Annotated in this window: 21 protein-coding genes; 9 read left to right on the top strand and 12 right to left on the bottom strand. The window is 66.1% G+C overall.

The window, feature by feature from the left end; translation table 11 throughout:
• Positions 1 to 3: 3 nt before the first annotated feature.
• The 3 genes from M8009_RS00110 (at position 4) to M8009_RS00100 (ending at position 3,992) form a co-directional block, all read left to right on the top strand.
• The gene (locus M8009_RS00110) at positions 4 to 849 is read left to right on the top strand and encodes an enoyl-CoA hydratase/isomerase family protein (protein ID WP_250058739.1); all 846 of its coding nucleotides are present in this window, start codon (positions 4 to 6) and stop codon (positions 847 to 849) included.
• Positions 846 to 2,885, top strand: a complete 2,040-nt coding sequence (locus tag M8009_RS00105; protein ID WP_250058738.1) for an acetyl/propionyl/methylcrotonyl-CoA carboxylase subunit alpha — start codon at positions 846 to 848, stop codon at positions 2,883 to 2,885. The genes M8009_RS00110 and M8009_RS00105 overlap by 4 nt, the downstream gene beginning before the upstream one ends.
• A gap of 207 nt (positions 2,886 to 3,092) precedes the next feature.
• Entirely contained in the window at positions 3,093 to 3,992 is a 900-nt protein-coding gene (locus M8009_RS00100) for a hydroxymethylglutaryl-CoA lyase (RefSeq protein ID WP_250058737.1), read from the top strand.
• 126 nt (positions 3,993 to 4,118) lie between these two features.
• Here M8009_RS00100 and M8009_RS00095 read toward each other — a convergent pair whose 3' ends face one another.
• From M8009_RS00095 to M8009_RS00085, 3 genes are all read right to left on the bottom strand, one after another.
• Positions 4,119 to 4,727 carry a hypothetical protein gene (locus M8009_RS00095; protein WP_250058736.1) on the bottom strand — a complete coding sequence of 203 codons (609 nt, stop codon included), beginning with the start codon at positions 4,725 to 4,727 and terminating at the stop codon, positions 4,119 to 4,121.
• Positions 4,728 to 4,897: 170 nt separating this feature from the next.
• Positions 4,898 to 5,731: an ion transporter gene (locus M8009_RS00090; protein ID WP_250058735.1), complete on the bottom strand. Its 834-nt coding sequence runs from the start codon at positions 5,729 to 5,731 to the stop codon at positions 4,898 to 4,900.
• 147 nt (positions 5,732 to 5,878) lie between these two features.
• The gene (locus M8009_RS00085; RefSeq protein WP_250058734.1) at positions 5,879 to 6,229 is read right to left on the bottom strand and encodes a DUF3147 family protein; all 351 of its coding nucleotides are present in this window, start codon (positions 6,227 to 6,229) and stop codon (positions 5,879 to 5,881) included.
• 288 nt (positions 6,230 to 6,517) lie between these two features.
• Here M8009_RS00085 and M8009_RS00080 point away from each other — a divergent pair, with 288 nt between their 5' ends.
• The gene (locus tag M8009_RS00080; RefSeq protein ID WP_250058733.1) at positions 6,518 to 6,781 is read left to right on the top strand and encodes a site-specific integrase; all 264 of its coding nucleotides are present in this window, start codon (positions 6,518 to 6,520) and stop codon (positions 6,779 to 6,781) included.
• Between the two features lie 336 nt (positions 6,782 to 7,117).
• Here the strand turns inward: M8009_RS00080 and M8009_RS00070 are convergent, their stop codons facing one another.
• A complete protein-coding gene (locus tag M8009_RS00070; RefSeq protein ID WP_250058732.1) occupies positions 7,118 to 7,843 on the bottom strand; it encodes an aspartate/glutamate racemase family protein in 726 nt (241 codons plus the stop codon).
• Positions 7,844 to 8,133: 290 nt separating this feature from the next.
• Between M8009_RS00070 and M8009_RS19285 the strand changes: the two genes are divergently transcribed.
• Together M8009_RS19285 and M8009_RS19280 are read left to right on the top strand one after the other, a co-directional pair.
• Complete coding sequence (locus tag M8009_RS19285; protein ID WP_250058731.1) at positions 8,134 to 8,313, top strand: antibiotic biosynthesis monooxygenase family protein; 180 nt, start codon at positions 8,134 to 8,136, stop codon at positions 8,311 to 8,313.
• A 21-nt stretch (positions 8,314 to 8,334) separates the two neighbouring features.
• Positions 8,335 to 8,490: a hypothetical protein gene (locus tag M8009_RS19280; RefSeq protein ID WP_250058730.1), complete on the top strand. Its 156-nt coding sequence runs from the start codon at positions 8,335 to 8,337 to the stop codon at positions 8,488 to 8,490.
• 48 nt (positions 8,491 to 8,538) lie between these two features.
• On the opposite strand, the gene M8009_RS00055 is transcribed toward M8009_RS19280, so the two are convergent.
• The 4 genes from M8009_RS00055 to M8009_RS00040 all read right to left on the bottom strand — a co-directional run bounded on the left by M8009_RS00055 (position 8,539) and on the right by M8009_RS00040 (position 14,171).
• Complete coding sequence (locus M8009_RS00055; RefSeq protein WP_250058729.1) at positions 8,539 to 9,411, bottom strand: DMT family transporter; 873 nt, start codon at positions 9,409 to 9,411, stop codon at positions 8,539 to 8,541.
• Between the two features lie 112 nt (positions 9,412 to 9,523).
• Entirely contained in the window at positions 9,524 to 12,568 is a 3,045-nt protein-coding gene (locus M8009_RS00050) for an efflux RND transporter permease subunit (RefSeq protein WP_250058728.1), read from the bottom strand.
• Complete coding sequence (locus M8009_RS00045) at positions 12,565 to 13,650, bottom strand: efflux RND transporter periplasmic adaptor subunit (protein ID WP_250058727.1); 1,086 nt, start codon at positions 13,648 to 13,650, stop codon at positions 12,565 to 12,567. Before M8009_RS00045 ends, M8009_RS00050 begins: the two co-directional genes overlap by 4 nt.
• 152 nt (positions 13,651 to 13,802) lie before the next feature.
• Positions 13,803 to 14,171, bottom strand: coding sequence for a truncated hemoglobin (locus M8009_RS00040; protein ID WP_250058726.1), 369 nt, complete (start codon positions 14,169 to 14,171; stop codon positions 13,803 to 13,805).
• Between the two features lie 103 nt (positions 14,172 to 14,274).
• On the opposite strand from M8009_RS00040, the gene M8009_RS00035 reads away from it, so the two are divergent.
• Positions 14,275 to 16,320: a tetratricopeptide repeat protein gene (locus M8009_RS00035; protein WP_250058725.1), complete on the top strand. Its 2,046-nt coding sequence runs from the start codon at positions 14,275 to 14,277 to the stop codon at positions 16,318 to 16,320.
• Positions 16,321 to 16,366: 46 nt separating this feature from the next.
• On the opposite strand, the gene M8009_RS00030 is transcribed toward M8009_RS00035, so the two are convergent.
• Positions 16,367 to 18,607, bottom strand: coding sequence for an OsmC domain/YcaO domain-containing protein (locus tag M8009_RS00030; protein ID WP_250058724.1), 2,241 nt, complete (start codon positions 18,605 to 18,607; stop codon positions 16,367 to 16,369).
• 12 nt (positions 18,608 to 18,619) lie between these two features.
• On the opposite strand from M8009_RS00030, the gene M8009_RS00025 reads away from it, so the two are divergent.
• Together M8009_RS00025 and M8009_RS00020 are read left to right on the top strand one after the other, a co-directional pair.
• The gene (locus M8009_RS00025) at positions 18,620 to 19,150 is read left to right on the top strand and encodes a CIA30 family protein (protein ID WP_347709820.1); all 531 of its coding nucleotides are present in this window, start codon (positions 18,620 to 18,622) and stop codon (positions 19,148 to 19,150) included.
• 98 nt (positions 19,151 to 19,248) lie between these two features.
• Positions 19,249 to 20,208: a LysR family transcriptional regulator gene (locus M8009_RS00020; RefSeq protein WP_250058722.1), complete on the top strand. Its 960-nt coding sequence runs from the start codon at positions 19,249 to 19,251 to the stop codon at positions 20,206 to 20,208.
• Here M8009_RS00020 and M8009_RS00015 read toward each other — a convergent pair.
• From M8009_RS00015 to M8009_RS00005, 3 genes are all read right to left on the bottom strand, one after another.
• The gene (locus M8009_RS00015) at positions 20,182 to 20,919 is read right to left on the bottom strand and encodes a glutathione S-transferase family protein (RefSeq protein ID WP_250059465.1); all 738 of its coding nucleotides are present in this window, start codon (positions 20,917 to 20,919) and stop codon (positions 20,182 to 20,184) included. The two genes, M8009_RS00020 and M8009_RS00015, sit on opposite strands and share 27 nt — an antisense overlap.
• Positions 20,920 to 20,923: 4 nt before the next feature.
• Complete coding sequence (locus M8009_RS00010; RefSeq protein ID WP_250058721.1) at positions 20,924 to 21,967, bottom strand: methylenetetrahydrofolate reductase; 1,044 nt, start codon at positions 21,965 to 21,967, stop codon at positions 20,924 to 20,926.
• Positions 21,954 to 23,530, bottom strand: a 1,577-nt coding sequence (locus tag M8009_RS00005) for a molybdopterin oxidoreductase family protein (RefSeq protein WP_250058720.1), incomplete at its 5' end; no start/stop codon positions are given. The genes M8009_RS00005 and M8009_RS00010, both read right to left, overlap by 14 nt.

Here is a 23,530-nt window from a genome sequence, read left to right as displayed (position 1 = left end):
GAGATGACGCAGACATATTCCCGACTGACGATCGACGACCGCGGCGTGGCCTGGCTGACCCTGGAGCGCCCGGACGTCCACAACGCCTTCGACGACAGCCTGATCGCCGAGCTCAATGCCCACCTCGAAGGCCTCCACGACGCCGCCCGCCACGGCGAGGTGCGCGCGGTGGTGCTGGGCTCCGAGGGCAAGAGCTTCTCCGCCGGTGCCGACCTGAACTGGATGAAGCGCATGGTGGAGTACGACGTCGACGACAACCTCGCCGACTCACGCAAGCTCGCCAAGCTGATGCACGGCCTGGACACCCTGCCCTGCCCCACCGTGTGCCGCGTGCAGGGGGCCGCCTTCGGCGGCGCCGTGGGCCTGGCCGCCTGCTGCGACATCGTCATCGCCTCCGAGAAGGCAAAGTTCTGCCTCTCCGAGGTGAAGATCGGCCTCTCGCCGGCGGTGATCAGCCCCTACGTGCAGCGCGCCCTGGGCGAGCGCCAGGCGCGCCGCTACGCGCTGACCGCCGAGGTGATGGACGCCCCCACCGCCCTGGCGCTAGGCCTGGCCCACCGGGTGGTCGAGCCCGAGATGCTCGATGACGCCGTGGCCGAGATGCTCGACACCTTGCTTGCCGGCTCGCCCCAGGCGCAGCGCGCCACCAAGGCGCTGCTGGCCGAGGTGGCCCGCGAGCCCGACAGCAAGGCCACCCGCGAGCACACCTGCCGGGTGATCGCCGAGCTGCGCGTCAGCGCCGAGGGCCAGGAGGGCCTGGCCAGCTTCTTCGAGAAGCGCCGCCCCGACTGGACCCAACTCTCTGGTTCTCAAGAACAGAACAACAGTGCCGCGGAGCCCCGCTCATGACCCCAGACATCAACACCTTCGACACCCTGCTGGTCGCCAACCGCGGCGAGATCGCCTGCCGCGTGATGCGCACGGCGCGTGCCATGGGCCTGCGCACCGTCGCCGTCTATTCCGACGCCGACGCCAACGCCCGCCACGTGCGCGAGGCCGACGAGGCCATCCGCCTCGGCCCCGCCGCGGCCCGCGAGAGCTACCTCAAGGTCGAGGCGGTGGTGGAGGCTGCCAAGCGCAGCGGCGCCGGCGCCATCCACCCCGGCTACGGCTTCCTCTCCGAGAACGGCGCCTTCGTCGAGGCCCTCGATAAGGCCGGCATCGTCTTCGTCGGCCCGCCCGCCTCGGCCATCGCCGCCATGGGCGACAAGTCCGCCGCCAAGTCGCGCATGGCCAACGCCGGCGTGCCGCTGGTGCCGGGCTACCACGGCGACGACCAGGACGACGCACTGCTCAAGGCCGAGGCCGACAAGATGGGCTACCCGGTGCTGCTCAAGGCCAGCGCCGGCGGCGGCGGCAAGGGCATGCGCGTGGTGGAGTCCACCGAGGGCTTCCAGGCCGCCCTGGACGGCTGCCGCCGCGAATCCCAGGCCGCCTTCGGCGACGAGCGCATGCTGATCGAGAAGTACCTTACCCAGCCGCGCCACGTCGAGGTGCAGGTGTTCTGCGACAGCCACGGCAACGGCGTCTACCTCTTCGAGCGCGACTGCTCGGTGCAGCGCCGCCACCAGAAGGTGCTCGAGGAGGCCCCGGCCCCGGGCATGAGCGAGGGCCTGCGCCGCGAGATGGGCGAGGCCGCGGTACGCGCCGCAAAGGAGATCGGCTACGTGGGCGCCGGCACCGTCGAGTTCCTGCTCGATGTGGATGGCTCCTTCTTCTTCATGGAGATGAACACCCGCCTGCAGGTGGAGCACCCGGTCACCGAGATGATCACCGGCCAGGACCTGGTCGAGTGGCAGCTGCGCGTGGCCATGGGCGAGCGGCTGCCGCTGACCCAGGACGAGCTGACCATCATCGGCCACAGCTTCGAGGCGCGGCTCTACGCCGAGGACCCCGAGCAGGACTTCCTGCCCGCCACCGGCACCCTGACCCGCTTCGCCATGGACCTGGAAGGCGCCGGCCTGGACCCCGAGCGCGTGCGCCTGGACAGCGGCGTGGAGACCGGTGACGCCGTCTCGATGCACTACGACCCGATGCTCGCCAAGCTGATCGTCTTTGGGGACGACCGCGCCCAGGCGCTGGCGACGCTGAACCGGGCGCTGGCCGCACTCGACGTGCAGGGGGTGGTCACCAACCGCGCCTTCCTGCAGCGGCTGGCCACCCACCCAGCCTTCAAGGCCTGCGAGCTCGATACCCGCTTCATCGAGAAGCACGAGGAGACCCTCTTCGCGCCGCGCCGCTACAGCATCGAGGAGTATGCCGGGGCCGCCCTGGTGGGGCTGAACCAGCTTTCCCGCGAGTGCGAGAGCGACTCGCCCTGGGACCGCCACGACGGCTTTCGCGTCAACGCCCCGCGCACCATCCGCATCGCGCTGTGCGACCCGGCCCACGCCCAGGATGACGACGACTCCGAGGCCGTGGTGGTGGTCGAGGGCACCCGCGCGGACAACGCCGGCCCCTGGCACCTGACCATCGGCGGCGAGACGCTCACCGCGCGCCTCGACCCGCTGGCCGGCGACGCCGTGGCCATGACCCTGGACGGCCACCGCCGCCGCCTGCAGGCCCGCCGCGACGGCAACGTGGTGGTGATGGTCGACCCGCGCGGCGAGACCCGCCTCTTCTGGCGGCGCATCGACGCCATCGACCACGGCCACCACGAGGCCGAGTCCACCCTCACCGCGCCCATGCACGGCACGGTGGTGGCGCTGCTGGTCAAGCCCGGCGCCCGCGTCGAGAAGGGCATGCCGCTGATGGTGATGGAAGCCATGAAGATGGAGCACACCATGTCCGCCCCCGCCGACGGCCATGTGGCGAGTTTCCACTTCCAGGCCGGCGATACCGTGGGCCAGGGCGACGTGCTGCTCGAGTTCGCCCCGGAGGAGTGACGCAGGACCCCGTGGGTCAGCCACCGAGGCATGAAGCCCCGTGGGTCAGACCCCGGCGGCGGCCAGCCCCACCGACAACGACAACCGAAACAAGCCACACAGCTTGGCGGGGTCTGACCCGAAGGGGCTTGCCACCGAGGTCAAATAGATTGCCAAGATTCCGGCCGGGGCAAGCCCCGCCAGGGCGATAAGGATGGGAGACAACAGATGGCATTTCCGAAACACGTCCGCCTGGTCGAGGTCGGCCCGCGCGACGGGCTTCAGAACGAGCCCGAGCCGATCAGCACCACCACCAAGCTCGAGCTGATCGAGCGTCTCGGCGCGGCCGGCATCACCTACATCGAGGCGGCGAGCTTCGTCTCGCCCAAGTGGGTGCCGCAGATGGCCGACCACCAGCAGGTGATGAAGAACCTCGCGCGACGCGACGGCGTGACCTACGCCGCCCTCACCCCCAACCTCAAGGGGCTGGAAGGCGCGCTGGAGTGCGGCGTCGAGGAGGTAGCGGTGTTCGGCGCCGCCTCCGAGGCCTTCTCCCAGAAGAACATCAACTGCTCCGTGGCCGAGTCCCTGGCCCGCTTCGAGCCGGTGCTCGAGCGCGCGCAGCAGGCTGGCGTGCGGGTGCGCGGCTACGTCTCCTGCGTGCTGGGTTGCCCCTACGAGGGCGAGATCGCCCCCGCCAAGGTGGCCGAGGTGGCAAAGGCGCTCTATGAGATGGGCTGCTACGAGGTCTCGCTCGGCGACACCATCGGCACCGGCACCCCGCTCAAGGCAAAGCGCATGATCGAGGCCGTGAGCCGCGACATCCCCATGGACAAGCTCGCCGCCCACTTCCACGACACCTACGGCCAGGCGCTCGCCAACCTCTATGCGGTGCTCGAGGAAGGCATCGCCGTGGTCGACAGCTCAGTCGCAGGCCTCGGCGGCTGCCCCTACGCCAAGGGCGCCTCCGGTAACGTGGCAAGCGAGGACGTGGTCTACCTGCTCAATGGGCTCGACATCGAGAGCGGCATCGACCTGGACGCCCTGGCCGCCACCGGCACCTGGATCACCCAGACCATCGGCCGGCCCAACCGCTCCAAGGTGGGGGTGGCGCTCGCCGCGAAGTAGCATCGCCGTCAAAACGAAAAGCCCCGAGCCAGATCACTGGCTCGGGGCTTCGGCATTTCGTATGTTGTTTTCGCTTTACGCTAAAAGCAGCGGCGCGACGTCAGGAGCGTCCGCTGACCGCACTGGTTAGGCGTCCGTAGTCGAAATTTCACTTTTCAACTGTTGGATCAGCTCGTTATATTGGGCTGACAGAATCAAAAACCTAGCTCTTTCCTCATCTGTCACCCGCGGCTCCCAGCCTATTACTACTCCATCGTTATCATCCCACTGATTTCTTACTGCGACCATCTCTTGGGTATGATAGGTCCAGTCGACTGCGTATCTATTTCCGAGAAGTACTGAGGTTATATCTTCACAGTACTTTCTAACTCTTTCGCTGCCATGGAGCTCAAGTAGCTTGAAATGCCGAGTCAACGAATAGAACAGCTTGTCATATTCTGTAGAACGGGAGATCTCGAACAGCTTGTCCTCTACGGATCGGATGGAGCCATCGGTAGTAATGTTACTCGCCATCTGATCAAGAGATATAACCTTAAAAACTAGTGAGGATGGTTCAGAAATACTCTCATCCAAAAATTTCTCGTAGGTAGAGACCTTTCTTTCATATTCCATCTGCCGGATTATCTGTTCGGTTTGGTATGGCGCTATCAAATAAACGCCTGCGGTCGATGCTACACCCGAAAGAATTGCGGTTAGAAACACAAGAATATACTGATGCTTGGTACCTAAATTCAACTTTAAACTCTCTTATTCTTGAAATGGCTGCCAAAGTGGGTCAAGGACGCTTAACGTCCCCGCTCAGCAGCCGGGGCCACCAGAGCGGCAATGAACCATAGAAGCCGACACGCGGCCCCGGTCTGCTGCAGCGTTTGGTTCGGCGTGCCATTATGTTGCTGGAATACGTTTCACACCTTCGGCAGTTGTCGCGATAGGGCGCGGATCTCGTCGCGTAAGGCGCTCACCTCATTTTGGATCGCGGCCAGTTGTTTGCTCCCTGCCACTTCGGCGTCGCTACTATCGGCGTCGCGACCGACAAAGAAGGTGGCGAGGGCCGCTGTCACATAGCCGAAGACACCAAAGGCGTACAGGGCCAGAAAGACGCACAGTACACGCCCCTCGACCGTCCGCGGCCAGTACTCCGAGCCCATCGTTGTCATGATCATGGCAGTCCACCACAGTGACTCGCCGTAGCTGTTCGGGCCGCCGGCTGCCTCATTCTCGAAAGCGTACATCCCGGCCGCGCCGGCGAACGTGACCAGCACTGTGAGAGCGAGCACATACCCGAATCCCCGTCGACTCAGGCTCGCGCCCAGCGCCCTCATGCCGCGGTTCAGCGAACTGACGACGCGGACCAGCCGCACCCCCCGCCCCGCCTTGGCCAGGCGGAGCAGCCGAAACGCGCGGAACACGCGGAAGATCCGCAGCGCGGGGAGCAGCAGGGCAATGGCGGTCAGCCAGTTAACCTTGAGGTAAGCGAACTTGTCCGGGGCCAGGATCCACTTCACGGCGAAATCGATAATGAAGACGACCCAGATAATCGTGCCGAGAAAATAGAACAGCAGACTCTCTCCCTGAACCAGCTCCACTATCAATAGCACCAGCCACACGAACGCGAGAACTAGCATCGGTGTCTCCAGCCAGCCCTCCAAACGCTGGAGCAGCTCGTATCGCTCCCGTTTCAGCTCCTCCGTTACCGTGGATTTCGCGTCAGAATTTTCGTTGGTGCCTTTGTCGCTCATCGGATTTCCCTCGTTCGATTCACCCCGGAAACCTTACTGCCGCCGAACGCACAGCTCAGCGGCGACCTTGTAATGGCAACGAAGGAGCCATGGAAAGGGCGTCCGGCGGCCATTGGCCGCGTACTGCTGCGCCTGGTTATACGTAATTTATAACTGGACTCCGTAATAACGAAGCACAGCCACCATTACCAAGTAGCAGATTGATGTAATACCAATTGAACCTGCAAAACTGAGATAAAAATTGACTCCATGGGCCAGGAGCACCGGCAACGCAATAAATAACGCAAGCGATGGCAAAACCAACCAAAATACGTTGCTTGCAAGTGCGCCGACTTTGTCAACATTACCCGTATCTATATAAAGCCAGAGCATTGCCAGGACGGAAGTTAATGGAACCGAGGCAAGAACGGCCCCGACGAACGAACTTCGTTTCGAGACCTCCTGTTTGAGGACAACCAAAACGGCGGTCACTGCAACTTTCACAATATAATAGGTCAACCGTGCCTACCTCTCAATGGCAAACGTATAACAGGTATTATACAGCGTGCTCGTTTAGTGACTTGAACGAGCGTGCGCGTTCAATAATCTTATCTAGCGCGATTTTTCATCTAAATCTCTGATTTTATTAGGTCCAAAGCATAGCTCGGCCACCTATGCAGAATTCGTGCGCTTGCCCGTTTTACCAGCACACCAATACTGTATGCACATCCATGCATCGTGAAGAAGGCTTTATGGATACGCACCGCAGGCCGCCGAAGCTGATGGAGCGGGTCAGCGCTACCATGCGTGTGGAAACGCTACAGCCCGCGCACCGAGAAGACCTACTGCTACTGGATTCGCTATTTCATTCGCTTCTACGGGGTCCTACATCCCGCCGGCATGGGCGGCGCAGAAGTACGCACCTTCCTGGAACATTTGGCGGTGGAACGCCGGGTGGCGGCGGCCACGCAGAACCAGGCGCTGAATGCCCTCGTGTTCCTCTATCTTCACGTCCTCGATCAGCCCTTGGGTGATATTGGGGAATTCTCGCGTGCTATGGCTCAGGGTTGAGGTTCATCGAGACGTGCCGACTACGTGTCCACAATATCGACATCGAACGGCAGATTGGTAAGGTGAGATCTGGTACAGCTTCGCCGCCCAGTTGTTGAACCAGGGCAAGGATATCCGAACGGTACAGAAGTTACCCGGCCTCAAGAGCGTGGAAACCACCCAGATCTATAGCTTTGCTGGAGTACATAGTCCTCTCGGGTGAAGGGGTATCGAGGGTACCAGGCACGCTACCGCCCCTACCTGAGCATGTTCACGACCTGCAGCCATCCATGCGGTAGTCCTTGCGTGTCGCGCTGTGCCTTCCTCGCTCCCTGCGAGCTGTTCATTAGCATGAGCCTATGTGAGCGGGTGCGGGGTTGCAAAGTCGAGTTTGGTCGCAAGCGCCGCCTCCACCGCCTGCTCGGCGTGGATGGCGGTGGTGTCAAAGAGGGGCACGTCCGTATCGCCTGCCTGGATCAAAAGGCCGATCTCCGTGCAGCCGAGGATCACGCCCTGGGCGCCCTGCCCGGCCAGCGAGGCCACGACCTCCAGGTAGGCGGCTTTCGAGTCCGCCCGGATCACGCCGCGGCAAAGCTCGTCGTAGATGACGGCGTGCACCCGTTCGCGCTGGGCGGCATCGGGAATCAGCACCCGGATGCCCTGCGCCTCCAGGCGCTCGCGGTAGAAGGACTGTTCCATGGTAAAGCGGGTGCCGAGCAGCCCCACCCGGCTTACGCCCTGCCGGTGCAGCTCATTGGCAGTGGCATCGGCGATGTGCAGCAGGGGAATCGCCACGGCCTGCTCGATCTGTGGGGCGACCTTGTGCATGGTGTTGTTGCAGAGCACCAGGAAGTCGGCGCCGGCCGCCTCCAGGGTCCGGGCCGCCTCGCCGAGGATGCGGGCGGTTGCCGCCCAGTCGCCGCGGCGTCGGAGCGCCTCGATCTCGGCGAAGTCCACGCTGTAGAGCACCAGCCGGGCGGAGTGCAGCCCGCCCAGCCGCGCCTTCACCCCCTGGTTGATGAGACGGTAGTAGGTCTGGGTCGACTCCCAGCTCATGCCACCGATCAGCCCTATCGTCCTCATCTTCCCTCTCCTTTATCCCAGGATAAAGATCACGCAGGCGGCGGTGAGCGCCCCCATCACGCCGTTGAAGACCCGCCAGGCGCGGGGCGTGTCGAGCCAGCGGCCAGTGGCCATGCCGAAGCTCAAACAGAGCGTTATGCAGATGAGTGCCACAACGCAAGGCCCCCGAACCGAATGAGTGACGCAGGGGCCGTTTAGCTCTAGGTTCAGTGGGAGATGCCGCCATGGGCGCGTCGGCATCGCCGCCATCGCGCCCTGTCGCGATGCGCGTCCCTTAACCAGGAGCCGCCATGATCGCCGTCATCTTCGAAGTCGTGCCGCACCCCGACCAGCGTGACCACTACCTCGACATCGCCGCCGGCCTGCGCTCGCTGCTGGAGGAGATCGATGGCTTCATCTCCATCGAACGCTTCGAGAGCCTGGCCCAGCCGGGCAAGCTGCTCTCGCTCTCCTTCTGGCGCGATGAGTAGGCGATCGCCGAATGGCGCCGGGTGGAACGCCACCGCGCCGCCCAGTCCCTGGGGCGCGAGGAGGTCTTCGCGGACTACCGCCTGCGCGTGGCCGGGGTGATCCGCGACTACGGCATGCACGACCGCGAGCAGGCGCCGGCCGACAGCCGGGAACGTCACGACCCGGCGCCTCGCTGATCCACCAGACAGGGGGGCGGCATCGCCAGGGCACGGGGCGGGAGGGGCTTATCGCGAGCTGGAGGAGACGCTCAACGCCGTCACCGTGAGCAGGATCAAGCCCATGCCGACCAGCTCGAGCCCGACCAGGCGCTCGTCGAGCACCACGACGCCGAACAGCGAGGCCGTGACCGGCTCGATCATGGCCACAATGGCGGCCACGGCCGGGGCCGTATAGTTGAGCCCGACGACATAGAGGATGAACGACACGCCGGCGCCGAGCACGCCCAGCGTGACGAAGAGCGGCCAGCTCGGGGTGCCCAGCGCCGAGAGGGTCTGGCCGGTATCGCCCAGCGGGAAGAGGATAAGCGAGAGGACCGCGAAGGCGATGACGAGCGTGGCCTGGGGGCTGCCGTGGGGTGCGGCGTACTTGAAGCCGAAGATGAAGAGCGCGTAGGAGAGCCCGGCGAGCAGCCCGGCGATGACGCCGATGGGGGTCACCCCGCCCGGTTGGACGTCGTAGATGCGCGTCAGCAGCACGATCCCCAGCATGACCATGGCAATGGCGGCCCACTTGAGCGGCGTGGGCCGTTCGAGCTTGAGGGCGAAGGAGACGAGAAAGACGAACACCGGCGCGCAGTACATCAGCGTCGCCGCCACCGCCACGCTGCCCTCGGAGATGCTCACGAAGTAGAAGGTGAAGTTGCCGGCCACGCCCAGGCCGGCCATCAACGACCAGCTCCACAAGCTGCGATCGGCCAGCCCGCTGCCGCCCGGGCACAGCGCCAGCCAGGCGAGCACGAACACCAGACCAATCGCGCCGCGGTAGAACGAGACGACCAGCGGGTCCCAGCCATCGGCCATGAGCACGCCGCCGATGCCGCCGGAGAGCCCCCAGAACAGCGCGGCCAGCATCACGAATGCGGTACTCACTCCGGCCATATGACCTCCTACTGGCGCCGCTGCGTCCATGGCTCGCGCCGCGGCGGTGGCGCGAGCCAATCGGGGCCTGCAGGGTGAGCCTAGTTCACCGGCGTGACAACCCGCCCAGGCATCACTCGGCACGCGAGGCGATGCGGTACCACAGCGCATAGAGCGCCGGCACGAACAGCAGGGTGATCAGCGTGCCCACGGCCACGCCGCCGATCAGCACGTAGGCCAGCGGCCCCCAGAAGCTATCCAGGGTAAGGGGAACGAACGCCAGCATCGCCGCCACCGCCGTGAGCACCACCGGGCGGGCGCGCTGCACGGCCGCCTCCACCACGGCGTCGCGCATCGCCATTCCGGCCTTGGCGTTATCCGCAACCTGCTGGGTGAGGATCAGGGTGTTGCGCATCAGGATCCCGGCCAGGCCGATCAACCCCAGGGTGGCCACGAAGCCGAACGGCTGGTTGAACAGCAGCAGCGCCGCCACCGCGCCGATCAGCCCCAGCGGTGCCGTCGCCACCACGATGAAGGTGCCGGCAAAGGAGCGCATCTGCAGCATGATGAAGATCAGCATCAGCACCACCATCAACGGCTGCAGGGCCTGGATCGAGGCCTGTGCCTTGTCCGACTGCTCCACCGAGCCGCCGATCTGCAGCCGGTAGCCGGCGGGCAGGCGCTCTCGCACCGTCGCCAGCGCCTCCCATACCTCGAGGGTCACGTCGTTGGGCTGAGCACCCTCGATCTCGGCATTCACGGCCACGAAGGGCTGGCGGTTGTAGCGCTTGATCACCGGCTCTTCAAAGACGGTCTCCAGCTCGCCGAGCTGGGTGAGCGGCACCCGCTGGCCCTCGCGGTTAACGACCTCCAGGCTCTGCAGGTCGGCGATGTCCTGCGCGGCCCCGCGCCCCACCGCGGGCACCAGGCGGATGCCGTCGCGCAGTTCGGTGATGGTCATGCCGTCCAGCTGGAACTGCAGCTGGCGCGCCACCTCATCCGGCGTCAGGCCGATCAGCTGCAGCCGGTGATGGTCGATCGCCAGGTGCTGCCTGGGCACCCGCTCGTCCCACTCCAGGTGCGGGTCGCGCGTGGCGGCGTGCGCGGCGATCACCTTGCGCACCTCGTGGCCGATCTCGCGCAGACGGTCGGGATCGTCACCGAGCACGCGGATGCTCACCGGCCAGTCCACCGGCGGGCCATAGAGCAGCTTCTGCACGCGCACCCGCGCCTCGGGGAAGGCGCCGGCCGCGATGCGCTCGTTGAGCCTTTCGATCAGCCGCTCCCGGGCCTCGACGCCCTCGGTCACGGCGATCAGCTTGGCAAACGCCGGGTTGGGCTGTTCGGGGTTGGCGGAAATGAAGAAGCGCGGCGCGCCCGCCCCCACGTAGGCGGAGAGCGATGCCACGCCCTCGGCCTCGCCGATCAGCGCCTCCAGCCGCCGGGTCGTCGCGTCGGTCGCGCCGATGGCCGTGCCCTGCGGGTGGTAGACACTGACCAGCACCTCGGGGCGATCGGAACTGGGGAAGAACTGCTTCTCCACCGGCCCGGCCATGCCCGCCACGGCGGCCACCAGCAGGACCACCGTCACCACCACCACGCTCTTACGGAAGCGCACGCAGGTGCTGATGACCCCGCGCAGGCGCCGATAGCCGCGCGACTGGTAGGCCTCGTGCTCACCATGGGCGACCTTCTGCTTGGGCAGCAGCTTGACCCCCAGGTAGGGCGTGAACACCACGGCCACGATCCACGACAGCAGCAGCGCGATGCCCAGCACCCAGAAGATGTTGCCGGCATACTCGCCCACGGCGGACTGCGCAAAGCCGATGGGCACGAAGCCGGCTACCGTGACCAGGGTGCCGAACAGCATCGGCGCGGCGGTGACGTTCCAGGCGTGGGCAGCGGCCTCGAGTCGGTCCCAGCCCTCCTCCATCTTCACGATCATCATCTCGATGGCGATGATGGCATCGTCGACCAGCAGCCCCAGGGCGATAATCAGCGCCCCCAGGGTGATGCGGTCCAGGTTGATGCCCATCGCCATCATCACCACGAAGGTCAGCGCCAGCGTCACCGGAATGGCGATGCCGACCACGATGCCGGCGCGCAGCCCCACGGCCAGCATGGTGACCAGCATCACCACCAGCACGGCGACCAGGAACTTCACCTGGAAGAGGTTAACGGCCCCGGCGATGGCGTCGGCCTGGTTGGTCATCACCTCCAGCGACATGCCCAGCGGCAGACGCTCGCGCTCCTGCTGCCAGAAGGCCTCCAGGCGCTCGCCGAATTCGAGGCCGTTCTCGCCCTTCTGCATCACCACGCCCAGCAGCAGTGCCTCCTCGCCGAAGGCGCGCACCCGATAGCTCGGGGGGTCTTCATAGCCGCGGGAGATCTCGGCGATGTCGCCCAGGCGAATCAATCGCTCACCGATGCGAATGGGCACCTCGGCCAGCGCCTCGGGGTCCGACAGGTCCTGGTTCAGCCGCAGGTACATGCGCGGGCCATCGGTGTCGACGCGCCCGGCGGGCAGCAGGCGGTTGTGCGCCTCGATGGCGGCGAAGACGGCCTGGGGCGAGATACCCAGGCTCTGCAGCCGGGCCAGGTCGAAGTCGAGGTGCATCCGCTCCTGGCGCTCGCCCAGCACCTGGGCCTTGTTGACACCCTCCACACGCTGCAGGCGATCACGGATCACCTCCGCCTCGCGGACCATCTCGCGCATCGGCATGTCCGGGGCGCTCAAGGCCACCAGCGAGAAGTAGACGTCGCCGAAATCCTCGTTGATCAGCGGGCCCACCACGCCGTCGGGCAGGCTCGGGGCGACGTCCTGCATCCGGCGGCGCACCTGGTAGAAGTGCTCCGACATCTCGTCGCCGGGGGTGTAGTCCTCGAACTCCACCTTCAGGTCGGCGCGCCCGGGGCGAATAGTCGTCTCGATGCGGTAGAGGTCGTCGACCTCCTGGATGCGCTTCTCCAGCGGGTCCACCACGCTCTCCTGGATCTCCTCTGGCGAGGCGCCGGGCCATACGGCCGAGACCATCATCACCCGCACGGTAAAGTCCGGGTCCTCCGCTCGCCCCATGGAGGCGAAGGCATAGAGCCCCGCCAACAGGGCGATCACCAGGAAGAACAGCGTCACGGCGCGCTCGCGGACGGCCAGCGCGGAGAGGTTGGGAAAGCTCACGGTGTGCCCTTCTCGTCCAGCGGGCGTACCGCCATGCCCGGCGTGAGCAGGTGGGTCCCCAGGCTGATCACCGCCTGTCCCGCCTCGAGCCCCTCGCCGCTGACCAGGGCGTGCTCGCGGGTGACGCGCTCCACGGTCACCGCCAGCGGCTGCGCCTGGCCATCCACGATCTGCCATAGCTGCGGGCCCTCGCCGCGCTCGTCCAGCGCCGCCACGGGTACCCCGAAATGCCCGGCAGCCTCGCCGTCAGCCAGGGGGAAACGGGCCTCGACGATGTCGCCCAGACCGCGCTCGTCGAGCGGCCCCTCCAGCCGATAGCGGGCGCGCCAGGTGCGGCTCGCGGGGTCGGCGGCACCGGCCACCTCGCGGCGGGTAAGCGGAATGCGGCGCTCGCCCAGCAGCAGCTCGCCGGTTTCCGGCGGGCGCGACCGTGCAGGAAAGCTCACCTCGACCTCGCGCGGGCCCTCCTGGGCCAGTTGGGCCACCACCTGGCCGACGCCGACCACCTGCCCCGGCTCGCCGCTGACCTCGATCAGCACGCCGTCGGCCTCGGCGCGCAGGGTCGCGTAATCCAGCGCATTGCGGGCCTGGGCCACCCGGGCACTGGCGGCGTCACGGCGGGTGGTGGCCTCGCGCACGCCGAGCTCGGCGCGCTCGAACGCCTGGCGGCTGAGGTAGTCCTTCTCCAGCAGCTGCCGGTCGCGGGCCAGGTCCGCCTCGGCCACGGACAGCGACGCCTCGGCCGCGGCCAGCTCCGCCCGCGCGGCGGTGAGCGCCTCCTCCAGATCGCTCGGGTCGAGGGTAAACAGCACCTCCCCCTGGCGAACCGCCTGCCCGGCATCGACATGGCGCGTGGCGATCCGGCCGCTGACCTGGAAGGCCTGGGGCGTCTCATAGCGCGCGCGCAGCACCCCGGTCAGCGAAAGGGTTGCTGCCGAGTTCGCCGTCAGCGTGGCGGTCCTGACCCAGCGTGGCTCGGCGTCCGTCGATGGCGGCGATGACGGCTCCTGACACCCCGCCAACAGCAGCAGCGACAGAAGCATCAGTGATAAAAGCAACAGCGGTGTGACGAGTCTCGGCATCGGTCATCCCTGACAATAAGGCGACGGAGCGGTAATGGCGAAGCGAGGCGCCCCGCCATACCGGCCCATGGATCGGCCCATTCTAAACGGTGTGCTCCCTCGATGCCGTGGGACAAACCGTCGCCATGCCAGAAACGAGCCGCTGCCTCGGTCTATCGATGAATGATCTCCTCCTTGAGCGAATAGGCAACGCCCAGTACTTCGTTGCAGACCGGCTGCGGATACTCCATCTCCTTCATGGCCTGCATGATGTCGTCGACCACGGCGACGAATTCTGCCGCGCTGACATTCATCCCGGTGTGCGTCTCGATCATCGAGCGTCCCGTGTACTCCACCGGTCCGCCGGAGCCGGCCGCGAGGAACTCCTTGACCTTCTCGCGGGCGTGGTCGATGGCCTCCTCATCGAGGGCTCGGTACCGCGGTCCGGCGACGTCGTTCTGGAGGTGGAGGTCGACAATGCGATTGACGAGCTTGTCGATACCCGCACGACCGCCGAGCCTGTCATAAAGGATGTCACTCATGGCATTTGCTCCTCTCTTGGCTGATTTCTCATCTGGTGCACTGGGCACCTACCCAAAAGAGCGTGACAATCCTTGTGACAACCGGAACACGGAGGGCTGAGCGATGACGGACGCGCCACTATCGCCGATTCGCGCCGCTCTCGACGGCGGCGACTTCGTCCGGGCACGGGAGCTGCTCGCCGGGCTCTCCGCGCCACCCTCGGCCGAGCTGCTCGAGCTGCGCGCCCAGGCGGCGTACGGGGTCGGCGATCTGGAAGGCACCCTGGCCGCCTATGGCGAGCTCTACCACCTGCACCTGGAAGACCAGCGCACCCACGACGCGGCATTCGCCGCGGTCATGGTAGGCATGTACCTGATGATGGACACGGGCCTGATGGCCACCGTGCGGGCCTGGCTGTCGCGGGCGCAACGCCTGGTGGAAGACGCGCCCGACAGCCCTGTCTGGGCGTGGCTCGCCGCCGTGCGCACCTACGAGCGCCTGATGTGTGGCGACATGCCGGGGACGGAGCAATGGGCCCGACGGGCCATGGACGGAGGGCAACGGCACGCCCTGGCGCCGCCGTCGATCATCGGCCAGGTGGCCCTGGCCAGGGTCCGCATCCATGACGGCGAGCTCGATGAAGGGCTGAGCGCGCTGGACGATGTGGCCGTGGAGCTGAGCTCGGGCAACCTCGACCCCCTCACCACCGGCCAGATGTGGTGCGAGCTCATCTGCGCGATGCAGTGGATCGGCCAGCACGACCGCGCCGAAGAGTGGACCGAGGCCATGGAGCGCTGGCGCCAGGGCGCCGCGTTCGGGGGCCTCCATGGCCGCTGCCGGGTACACCAGGCGGAGATCATGCGCCTGCGCGGGCCGTGCGACGCCGCCGAACAGGAAGCCTTGCTGGCCTGCGAGGAGCTGCGCCCCTGGATGCGGCGGGAGTTCGGCTGGCCGTTGACCGAGCTTGGCAACGCGCGGCTGCGCAAGGGCGATTTCGCGGGCGCCGAGGATGCGTTCCTGGCGGCCCACCAGAATGCCTGGCTGCCGCAGCCGGGGCTGGCGATGCTGCGGTTGGCCCAGGGCCGCGTCGATGACGCCTTCTCGATGATCGAGAGCGCCCTCGAGTCTCCGTTCGACATCCCGTCGAAGGAGCGCCCGCCGACAGGGGGCCTGCGACGGGCGCCCCTGCGCGAGGCCCAGGTGGTGATCGCGCTGGCGGCCGGCGACGACAATACGGCGCGAGAGGCCGCCGCCGACCTCGCCGAGATCGCCCGGACGTACCAGAGCCGCACCCTGCACAACTCGGCGCTCGCCGCGAAGGGGCGCCTGGCGCTGTACGATGGGCTGGAAAGCGAAGCCATCCGGCTGCTGAGCGAGGCCGTCATGGAGTGGGTCTCGCTGCGCATGCCGTTCGAGGCGGCGACCCTGCGCGTCGAGCTCGCCGCGGCGCATCGCGCCGCGGGCGACGACAGCTCGGCCGAGCTGGAACTCGACGCCGCCTGTCGGGCCTTCGAGGCGCTCAACGCCGGGCTCTGGGCGGAACGGGCTCGCGTACAGGTGCCGGCGCCGCCTTCGCGGCAGGCCACCAGCCCCGAGCGTTGCGTCTTCCGCCGCGAGGGCGACATGCGAGCGGTGACCTTCGCCGGCACCACGGTCCACTTGAGGGATCTCAAGGGCATGCGCTACCTGGAACGCCTGCTGACGGCACCCGGCCGGGAGTTTCACGTCCTCGACCTGGTAGCGGTGGAGCGCGGGGCGCTCACCATCGGCGGGCCTTCGGAGGATCTCGGCGTCACTACTCAGTGCGGACTGGAGGTGTTCGACTCGAAGGCGCGCGAGGCCTATCGGCGGCGGCTCGCCGAGACGGAAGAGGACATCGCGGAGGCCGAGGCGAACAACGACCTGCACCGCGCGGAGCTGGCGCGTGCCGATCGCCAGTATCTCATCGACGAACTGCGCCGCGGGGTCGGCCTGAACGGTCGGGCCCGAACCGTCGGTGGCGGCGTGGAGCGCGCACGCACCAGCACGACCCGTTCGCTGCGCTACGCCCTGGAGCGGATCGCTCGGCACCATTCACGCCTCGGCGAGCACCTGGAGCGGACGATACGCACCGGCACCTATGTCGCCTATGAGCCGGATCCACGCGCACCGGTGGACTGGACGACCTGACCGCTCTCTCGCATGCCGCGTGCCGGCGGGCTGACGCCGAGCGCGGTTAGCCCGGCAACCCTTCGGGTCGGGTCACCCGCGTGCCACCGGCGGCCTCATGCCGCTTGGCACGGTGGGCGTGCAGCTTCTGGTAGCTCTCGATCAGGCGCTGGTGCCTCTCCAGCCCCTCCAGCGCCATGCTGGTAGGCGTCAGGCCGTGGAAGCGCACGCTGCCGTTCACCGAGCCCACCACGGCCTCCATGGTCGCCTCGCCGAACATGCGCCGGAAGTTGTAGAGAAAGTCGTCCAGTTCGAGTTCGTCATCGAGGAGGATCTCCAGTACCGCACTCACCGCGCGATAGAAGAGGTTACGCGCCACGGTGTTGTCGTTGTACTGCAGGAAGATGTCGACCCGCTCCAGCGCCTCCTCGTGCTGGCCCAGCGCCAGGTTGATCAGCAGCTTCAGCTCGAGGATGGTGAGCTGGCCCCACTCGGTGTTCTCGTCGAACTCGATGCCGATCAGGGTGATGATGTCCTGGTGGTCGTCGATCTGGCTCTCTTCCAGGCGCTCGAGCAGATCACTCAGCGCCTCGTCGCTCAGCTCGTGCAGGTGCAGGATGTCCTCGCGGAACAGCAGCGCCTTGTTGGTGTTGTCCCAGATGAGGTCCTCCACCGGGTAGACCTCGGAGAAGCCGGGCACCAGGATGCGGCACACCGGCGCGCCCAGGTCCTCATGGACGGCCATGTAGGACTCGAGGCCCAGCTCCTCGAGGATGCCGAACAGCGTCGCCGCCTCCTCGGCGTTGCTGCCGGAGAAGTCCCAGTCGACGAATTCGACGTCCGCACGGGCGCTGAAGAAGCGCCAGGAGACCAGCCCCGAGGAGTCGATGAAGTGCTCGACGAAGTTGTTGGGCTCGGTGACGGCCAGCGTATTGAAGGTGGGCGGCGGGAAGTCGTTGAGGCCCTCGAAGCTGCGGCCCTGGAGCAGCTCGGTGAGGCTGCGCTCCAGCGCCACCTCGAAGCTCGGGTGGGCGCCGAAGGAGGCGAAGACGCCGCCGGTCTTGGGGTTCATCAGGGTGACGCACATCACCGGGAACTGCCCGCCCAGCGAGGCATCCTTGACCAGCACCGGGAAACCCTGGGCCTCCAGCGCCTCGATGCCCTCGACGATGGCCGGGTAGCGCGCCAGCACCTCCTGGGGCACGTCCGGCAGCGCCAGCTCCTCCTCGATGATCTGCTTCTTCACCGCCCGCTCGAAGATCTCCGAGAGGCACTGCACCTGCGCCTCGTGCAGGGTGTTGCCGGCGCTCATGCCGTTGCTGAGGTAGAGGTTCTCGATCAGATTCGACGGAAAGTAGACCACCTCGCCGTCCGAATGGCGCACGAAGGGCAGCGAGACGATGCCGCGGGCCTCCTGGCCGGAGTTGGTGTCGATCAGGTTCGAGCCGCGAAGCTCCCCCTCCGGGTCGTAGATCGCCCGGCAGTAATCATCGAGGATGCCGTCCGGCAGCGCGTCATCGGGGCCGGGCTGGAACCACTCCTCGTCGGGGTAGTGGACGAAGGCGCTGCCCGCGATCCGCTCGCCGAAGAACTGGTCGTTGTAGAAGAAGTTGCAGCTCAGCCGCTCGATGAACTCGCCCAGCGCCGAGCAGAGCGCGCTCTCCTTGGTGGCGCCCTTGCCGTTGGTGAAGCACATCGGCGAGGCGGCGTCGCGAATATGCAGCGACCACACATGGGGCACGATGTTGCGCCAGGAGGCGATCTCGATCTTCATGCCGAGATCGGCCAGGATCGCGGTCATGTTGGCGATGGTCTGCTCCAGCGGCAGGTCCTTGCCCTCGATCCAGGTGCCCGTCTCGACATTCGCGTCACCCTGTACGTTTCCCTGCAACAGCGCCTGGGCGTCCTCGTCGATGTTGTCGACCGCTTCGACCTGGAACTCGGGCCCGGTCTGCACCACCTTCTTCACCGTGCAGCGGTCGATGGAGCGCAGGATGCCCTGGCGATCCTTGTCGGAGAGGTCCGCCGGCAGTTCCACCTGGATCTTGAAGATCTGGTTGTAGCGGTTCTCCGGGTCGACGATGTTGTTCTGCGACAGCCGGATGTTCTCGGTGGGGATGTCCCGCGCGTTGCAGTACACCTTGACGAAGTACGCCGCGCACATCGCCGAGGACGCCAGGAAGTAGTCGAACGGCCCCGGCGCCGAGCCATCGCCCTTGTAGCGGATGGGCTGGTCGGAGATGACCGTGAAGTCGTCGAACTTGGCCTCCAGCCGGAGGTTGTCGAGATAGTTGACCTTGATTTCCATGGGGCACCGGACGTGGGAGCTTCGGCGAAGCGAGAGCGGGAAACCCACCATTATCCCGATTTTCCGGCGGAGTGTCATGGCGAGTTACAAAACGGTGGCATCTCCCGAGGCGGCCTGCACGTGGAGGACGGTAGCGGCGTGTTCAGCGGCGAGACGTCACTGGAGAACAACGGCGGTTTCGCCTCGGTGCGCCGCGATCCCGAGGCCATGAACCTGAGTGACGCCTCGGGCCTTGTGCTGTACGTTCGCGGTGACGGCCGCTGCTATCAGCTGCGCCTGAGAAACTATCAGCTTCCGGAGGGAACGGCCTACCGGGCGCTCTTCCAGCCACCCGTGGGCGAGTGGCAGCATGTTGCACTGCCCTTGCCGGCGTTCGAGGCGATGTTCCGCGGACGACGGTTGGAAGATGCCCCGCTACTGGATCCGGGCAGCATCCAGCAGCTAGGCTTGCTGATCGCCGACAAACAACCTGGCCCCTTTCGACTGGAGGCGGCCTGGATCGAAACGATCAAAGAGCCAAAAAATCCAATGGGCCCGGCCTGAGGCAGCGGTATGGCTTTCGTGCCAGCAAGGATATAGTGGCTCCTGAGCAGGGCACTTGATCGCGTAGTGGCCTTCCGCCATTCTTGCGAGGATTGATGATGTCTCGACTCCCCCCCCTGATCGCACTCTCCTATTTCGAGGTCGCCGCGCGAACCAAGAGTTTCGCCGCGGCCGCCAAGGAGCTCAATGTCACGCCGGCGGCGATTAGTCACCAGATCAAGGCGCTCGAGGAATATCTTGGTGTCGATCTGTTCATACGTCACCACCGGCGGGTCAGCCTGACCGAGGCTGCGCGTGTGGCCCTGCCGGAGCTACATGAGGGGTTTGATACACTTGAGCGTGCGGTGGATAAGATCCGCGCCTATGGCGAAGAGCGCCTGATCGTCACCGTGTGCGCAGAACCCCTGTTTGCCACCAAATGGATCGTGCCACGCCTGCACCGTTTCTACGCCCGTTGCCCGGACGCCGAAGTACGGCTGCAGGCGAGCCTGCATACGGTGGATCGCGCCCCTGATGGCGCCTTCTGCATGGCCGATCTCAAGCGCACGGGCATCGACGTTTGTGTGCGACTTGGCTACGGCAACTACGCGGACCTGGAGCCCCAGCGGTTGATGAGTCTGGATCTGGTGCCAATCTGTGCACCGGGGCTGGCCGCCACCGTGGAGGGTGTCGACGCACTGCGCGGGCTGCCGTTGCTTTGCGACAGCACCCTCACCCGCTCCGATGAACCCTACGTCTGGAAAGAATGGTTCAGACAACAGGGATGTGAAGCCGGAGCGCTACGAGAGCTGCGATTTGGCAACGGGCTGCTGGCGCTGGAGGCGGCCATGGCCGGCCAAGGCGCCTTACTCGGCAGTCGAGAGCTACACCAGGCAGAGCTGGGTGCCGGAAAATTGACGATATTGGTGGATTGCCCCCTTAACTGTGACCAGGCGTATTACATGGTAAGTGTGGGCGCAGACCTGGAGCGACCAATCGCCAGGAAATTTAGTGAATGGTTGTTGGATGAAGCCAATATGCCCTCCCCGGGTCTAGCCGGTCACGCCGCGCAGATCTAGGGCAGGGTAGTCGGGCGCGATGAACAGCCGCCCCGCGATGCCTTCTGCGTTGGCCGCACGACGTATGCCCGGCCGCTCGGCCAGCGCCTCCAGCAAGCCGACGAGGCTCGGCAAGCGCTCCCAGGGAAGCGCACGACAGGGGTCATCGACGGGGTAGAGCTGCATCCAGCGCACCAGACAGGCCAGGTAAGGATCGAGCACGCTGGGCCCTTCCTCGAGCAGCCAGGGCTCCCGGCCATGCTCGGAGAGCGATTCCAGCTGCATGAGATGCGCCACAAGACGGGGCCGCAGGGCATCGCGCAGCCGCTGGGCATCCCCCGCTCGAGGCGCATAGCGTGGCGTATAGAAGCAGAGTCGAAGCTCGGCGTGGACGGTGTTGGAGAGAAAGAATAGCCAGGCCAGCAGGCGGCCACGGGCTGCCGGTTGTGTAAAGCGTGCGGCGTGGCAGCGCTCGGCAAGGTGCAAGAGGATGGCACCGGTCTCGAAGAGCGCCGTTCCATGGCGCACATCCACCAGTACCGGCAACAGGCCCAAGGGGTTGAGCCGACGGAAGTCCGGCTCATCCAGTCCACCGGCGGCCCGGTCGATGCGCACCTCTCGATAGCGGATACCTTCGCTCTCGAGCACCACGCGCACCACCAGGTTGGCGCTGTCCGGCGAACAGTAGAGACGGTAGTCAGGCACCGTCCCGGTGCCGGTATCGAAGTCCATCACGCTAGAGCTGCAAGGCTTCCGGGGATTCGGGGTTGAGCGCTTTCGGGTCGTCGCGCCCCGGGTACCAGGGCACGCGGCCTTCGAGCACCCCCGTCGTCTCGATGATCTCCGCCACACTGTGCTCCTGGCGGTAGGCCATGATGTGCGCGCCGCTGACGCCCGGAATCTCGCGAATTTCGTTAAGCAGGTCCATGCAGAGTCGCTTGCCTTCCTCCTTCTGGTTCTTGGCCCCCTCGAGCCGGGTGATCACCGCGTCAGGGATATGCACCCCGGGGACATTTTCGCGGATCCAGCGAGCGCTGCGTGCAGAAGCCAGGGGCCCGATCCCGGGCAGGATGAAGACGCGGTCGGGGCCCTCCAACAGACCGAGGTCGTTCACCTTGAGCATGAAGTCGCGCAACCGCTCGATATCGAAGCAGTATTGGGTCTGGATGAACTGGGCACCGGCCGCCACCTTCTTGGCCAGGCGAAGGGGTCGCCAGTCCAGCGGCGGCACGAAGGGGTTCTCGGCCGCACCGAGAAAGATCCGTGGGGTCGTCTCGATACGCCGCCCGCTCTCGAAGCGGTGCTCGTCGCGCATGCCACGGGCGACCTGCAGCAGTGATATGGAGTCGAGATCGAATACCGGCTTGGCCTGGGGATGGTCGCCGGCCTGCACACCGTCACCGGTCAGACACAGCAGGTTGCAGGCGCCCATGGCCGCTCCACCGAGGATCTCGCCCTGCATGGCGATGCGGTTACGGTCACGGCACGATATCTGCAGGATGGTGGCATAGCCGACCCGAGTCAGCAGCGAGCAGACCCCGGCGCTGGACATATGGCAGTTGGCGCCGGAGCCATCCGTCGCATTGATGGCATCGACATAGCCATCGAAGATTGCCGCCCGCTTGAGCACCTCGGCCGGGTCGGCAGAGTCCGGCGGGTCGATCTCGCTGGTGATGGCGAACTTGCCTGCCCGCAGCACCCTCTCCAGCCGCCCGGGGGAGACATGGCCGGGCAGGATCGGCAGGGAGTAGCCCGGAACGGGCTCGTCATCGAACTTCATCTTGTTGTCTCTCAATGGCTGGACTTAGGCGACAAGCCGCGTACTTGAACTCGGGGATCTTGCCGTCGGGGTCCAGCGCCGGGTTGGTCAGGAGGTTGGCCGCCGCCTCCACATAGCAGAAAGGCACGAACACCATCCCCTCCGTCATCTGCGGGTCGACCCGCGTTTTCAGGGTGATGGCGCCCCGCCGGGTGGTGATGGTGATCGGCTCGCCCGGCGTCATGCGCAGGCGCAACAGCTCGGCCGGCGCGAGGCTCGCCACCGCCTCGGGCTCGAGGTCGTCGAGCACCCGGCTGCGACGGGTCATGGAGCCGGTATGCCAGTGTTCCAGCTGGCGCCCGGTGATCAGCACCGTGGGGTAGTCGCCGTCGATGGGTTCGTCCGGCGGCAGCGGGCGAGTCGGGGTGAAGGTCGCTCGCCCGCTCGCGGTGGGGAAGACCTCACTGAACACCACGTCGGCCCCGGGGGCGTCATCGGCGGGGCAGGGATAGGTCACCGAGCTCTCGCGCTCCAGGCGCTCCCAGCTGATGTGGTCGAGCGAGGCCATGCCCTGCTTCATCTCGGCGAACACCTCGCGGGGGTGGGTATAGTCCCACGCCAGGCCCAGGCGATTGGCGAGCTGCTGGATGATCCACCAGTCGGGCTTGGCCTCACCGGGCAGCGGCACGGCGGCGCGGCCGAGCTGCACCTGGCGGTTGGTGTTGGTGACGCTGCCGTCCTTCTCCGGCCAGCTCGATGCCGGCAGGATGACATCGGCGAACTGGGCCGTCTCGGTGACGAACAGGTCCTGCACCACCAGGTGCTCGAGCCTGGCCAGGGCTGCCCGGGCATGGTCGAGGTCCGGGTCGGACATCGCCGGGTTCTCGCCGAGGATGTACATGCCCCTGATGGTCCCGGCGGCGATGGCATCCATGATCTCGACCACGGTGAGCCCCGGCGTTTCCTCGAGCGGGGTGTTCCATAGCTCCTCGAAGGCGGCACGCACCTGGGCGTCGGTGACCGGCTGGTAGTCGGGCAGCACCATGGGGATCATGCCCGCATCCGACGCCCCCTGGACGTTGTTCTGGCCACGCAGCGGATGCAGGCCGGTGCCGGGACGGCCGGTCTGGCCGCAGGCCAGCGCCAGCGAGATCAGGCAGCGGGCGTTGTCGGTGCCATGGACGTGCTGGGAGATGCCCATGCCCCAGAAGATCATCGCCTTGTCGGCGGTCGCATAGAGACGCGCGAGTTCGCGTATCTGCTCGGGGGCGACGCCACAGGCCGGCGACATCGCCTCGGGGGTCAGCTCGCGCACATGGGCCTTGAGCGCCTCGAAGCCCTCGGTGTGGGCATCGATATAGCCCTGGTCATACAACCCCTCGCCGATGATGACATTGAGCATGGCGTTGTAGAGCGAGACGTCGCCGCCGGGGGTGAAGCGCACGCTGCGGTGGGCGTAGGCGTCCAGCGCCTGGCCGCGCGGGTCGAGGATGATCAGCTTGGTGCCGTTTCTCGCCGCCTGCTTGAAGTAGGTGGCCGCCACCGGATGGTTGATCGCCGGGTTGCAGCCGGTGAGGATCACCA

Origin of the sequence: Halomonas gemina, from assembly GCF_023554995.1 — a bacterium.
In the GTDB taxonomy this organism is placed as follows: Bacteria; Pseudomonadota; Gammaproteobacteria; order Pseudomonadales; family Halomonadaceae; genus Halomonas; species Halomonas gemina.
Note: the sequence above shows the minus strand (reverse complement) of the source record. Positions and strands in the feature narration are given on the sequence as shown.

What these genes read in the sequence shown, in the direction of transcription:
- M8009_RS00030 (WP_250058724.1), bottom strand. Translation starts at nt 18,607, where the DNA reads ATGGAAATCAAGGTCAACTATCTCGACAACCTCCGGCTGGAGGCCAAG.
- M8009_RS00040 (WP_250058726.1), bottom strand. Translation starts at nt 14,171, where the DNA reads ATGAGTGACATCCTTTATGACAGGCTCGGCGGTCGTGCGGGTATCGAC.
- M8009_RS19285 (WP_250058731.1), top strand. Translation starts at nt 8,134, where the DNA reads ATGATCGCCGTCATCTTCGAAGTCGTGCCGCACCCCGACCAGCGTGAC.
- M8009_RS00020 (WP_250058722.1), top strand. Translation starts at nt 19,249, where the DNA reads ATGTCTCGACTCCCCCCCCTGATCGCACTCTCCTATTTCGAGGTCGCC.
- M8009_RS00090 (WP_250058735.1), bottom strand. Translation starts at nt 5,731, where the DNA reads ATGAGCGACAAAGGCACCAACGAAAATTCTGACGCGAAATCCACGGTA.
- M8009_RS00015 (WP_250059465.1), bottom strand. Translation starts at nt 20,919, where the DNA reads ATGGACTTCGATACCGGCACCGGGACGGTGCCTGACTACCGTCTCTAC.
- M8009_RS00105 (WP_250058738.1), top strand. Translation starts at nt 846, where the DNA reads ATGACCCCAGACATCAACACCTTCGACACCCTGCTGGTCGCCAACCGC.
- M8009_RS00070 (WP_250058732.1), bottom strand. Translation starts at nt 7,843, where the DNA reads ATGAGGACGATAGGGCTGATCGGTGGCATGAGCTGGGAGTCGACCCAG.
- M8009_RS00010 (WP_250058721.1), bottom strand. Translation starts at nt 21,967, where the DNA reads ATGAAGTTCGATGACGAGCCCGTTCCGGGCTACTCCCTGCCGATCCTG.
- M8009_RS00100 (WP_250058737.1), top strand. Translation starts at nt 3,093, where the DNA reads ATGGCATTTCCGAAACACGTCCGCCTGGTCGAGGTCGGCCCGCGCGAC.
- M8009_RS00110 (WP_250058739.1), top strand. Translation starts at nt 4, where the DNA reads ATGACGCAGACATATTCCCGACTGACGATCGACGACCGCGGCGTGGCC.
- M8009_RS00055 (WP_250058729.1), bottom strand. Translation starts at nt 9,411, where the DNA reads ATGGCCGGAGTGAGTACCGCATTCGTGATGCTGGCCGCGCTGTTCTGG.
- M8009_RS00045 (WP_250058727.1), bottom strand. Translation starts at nt 13,650, where the DNA reads ATGCCGAGACTCGTCACACCGCTGTTGCTTTTATCACTGATGCTTCTG.
- M8009_RS00035 (WP_250058725.1), top strand. Translation starts at nt 14,275, where the DNA reads ATGACGGACGCGCCACTATCGCCGATTCGCGCCGCTCTCGACGGCGGC.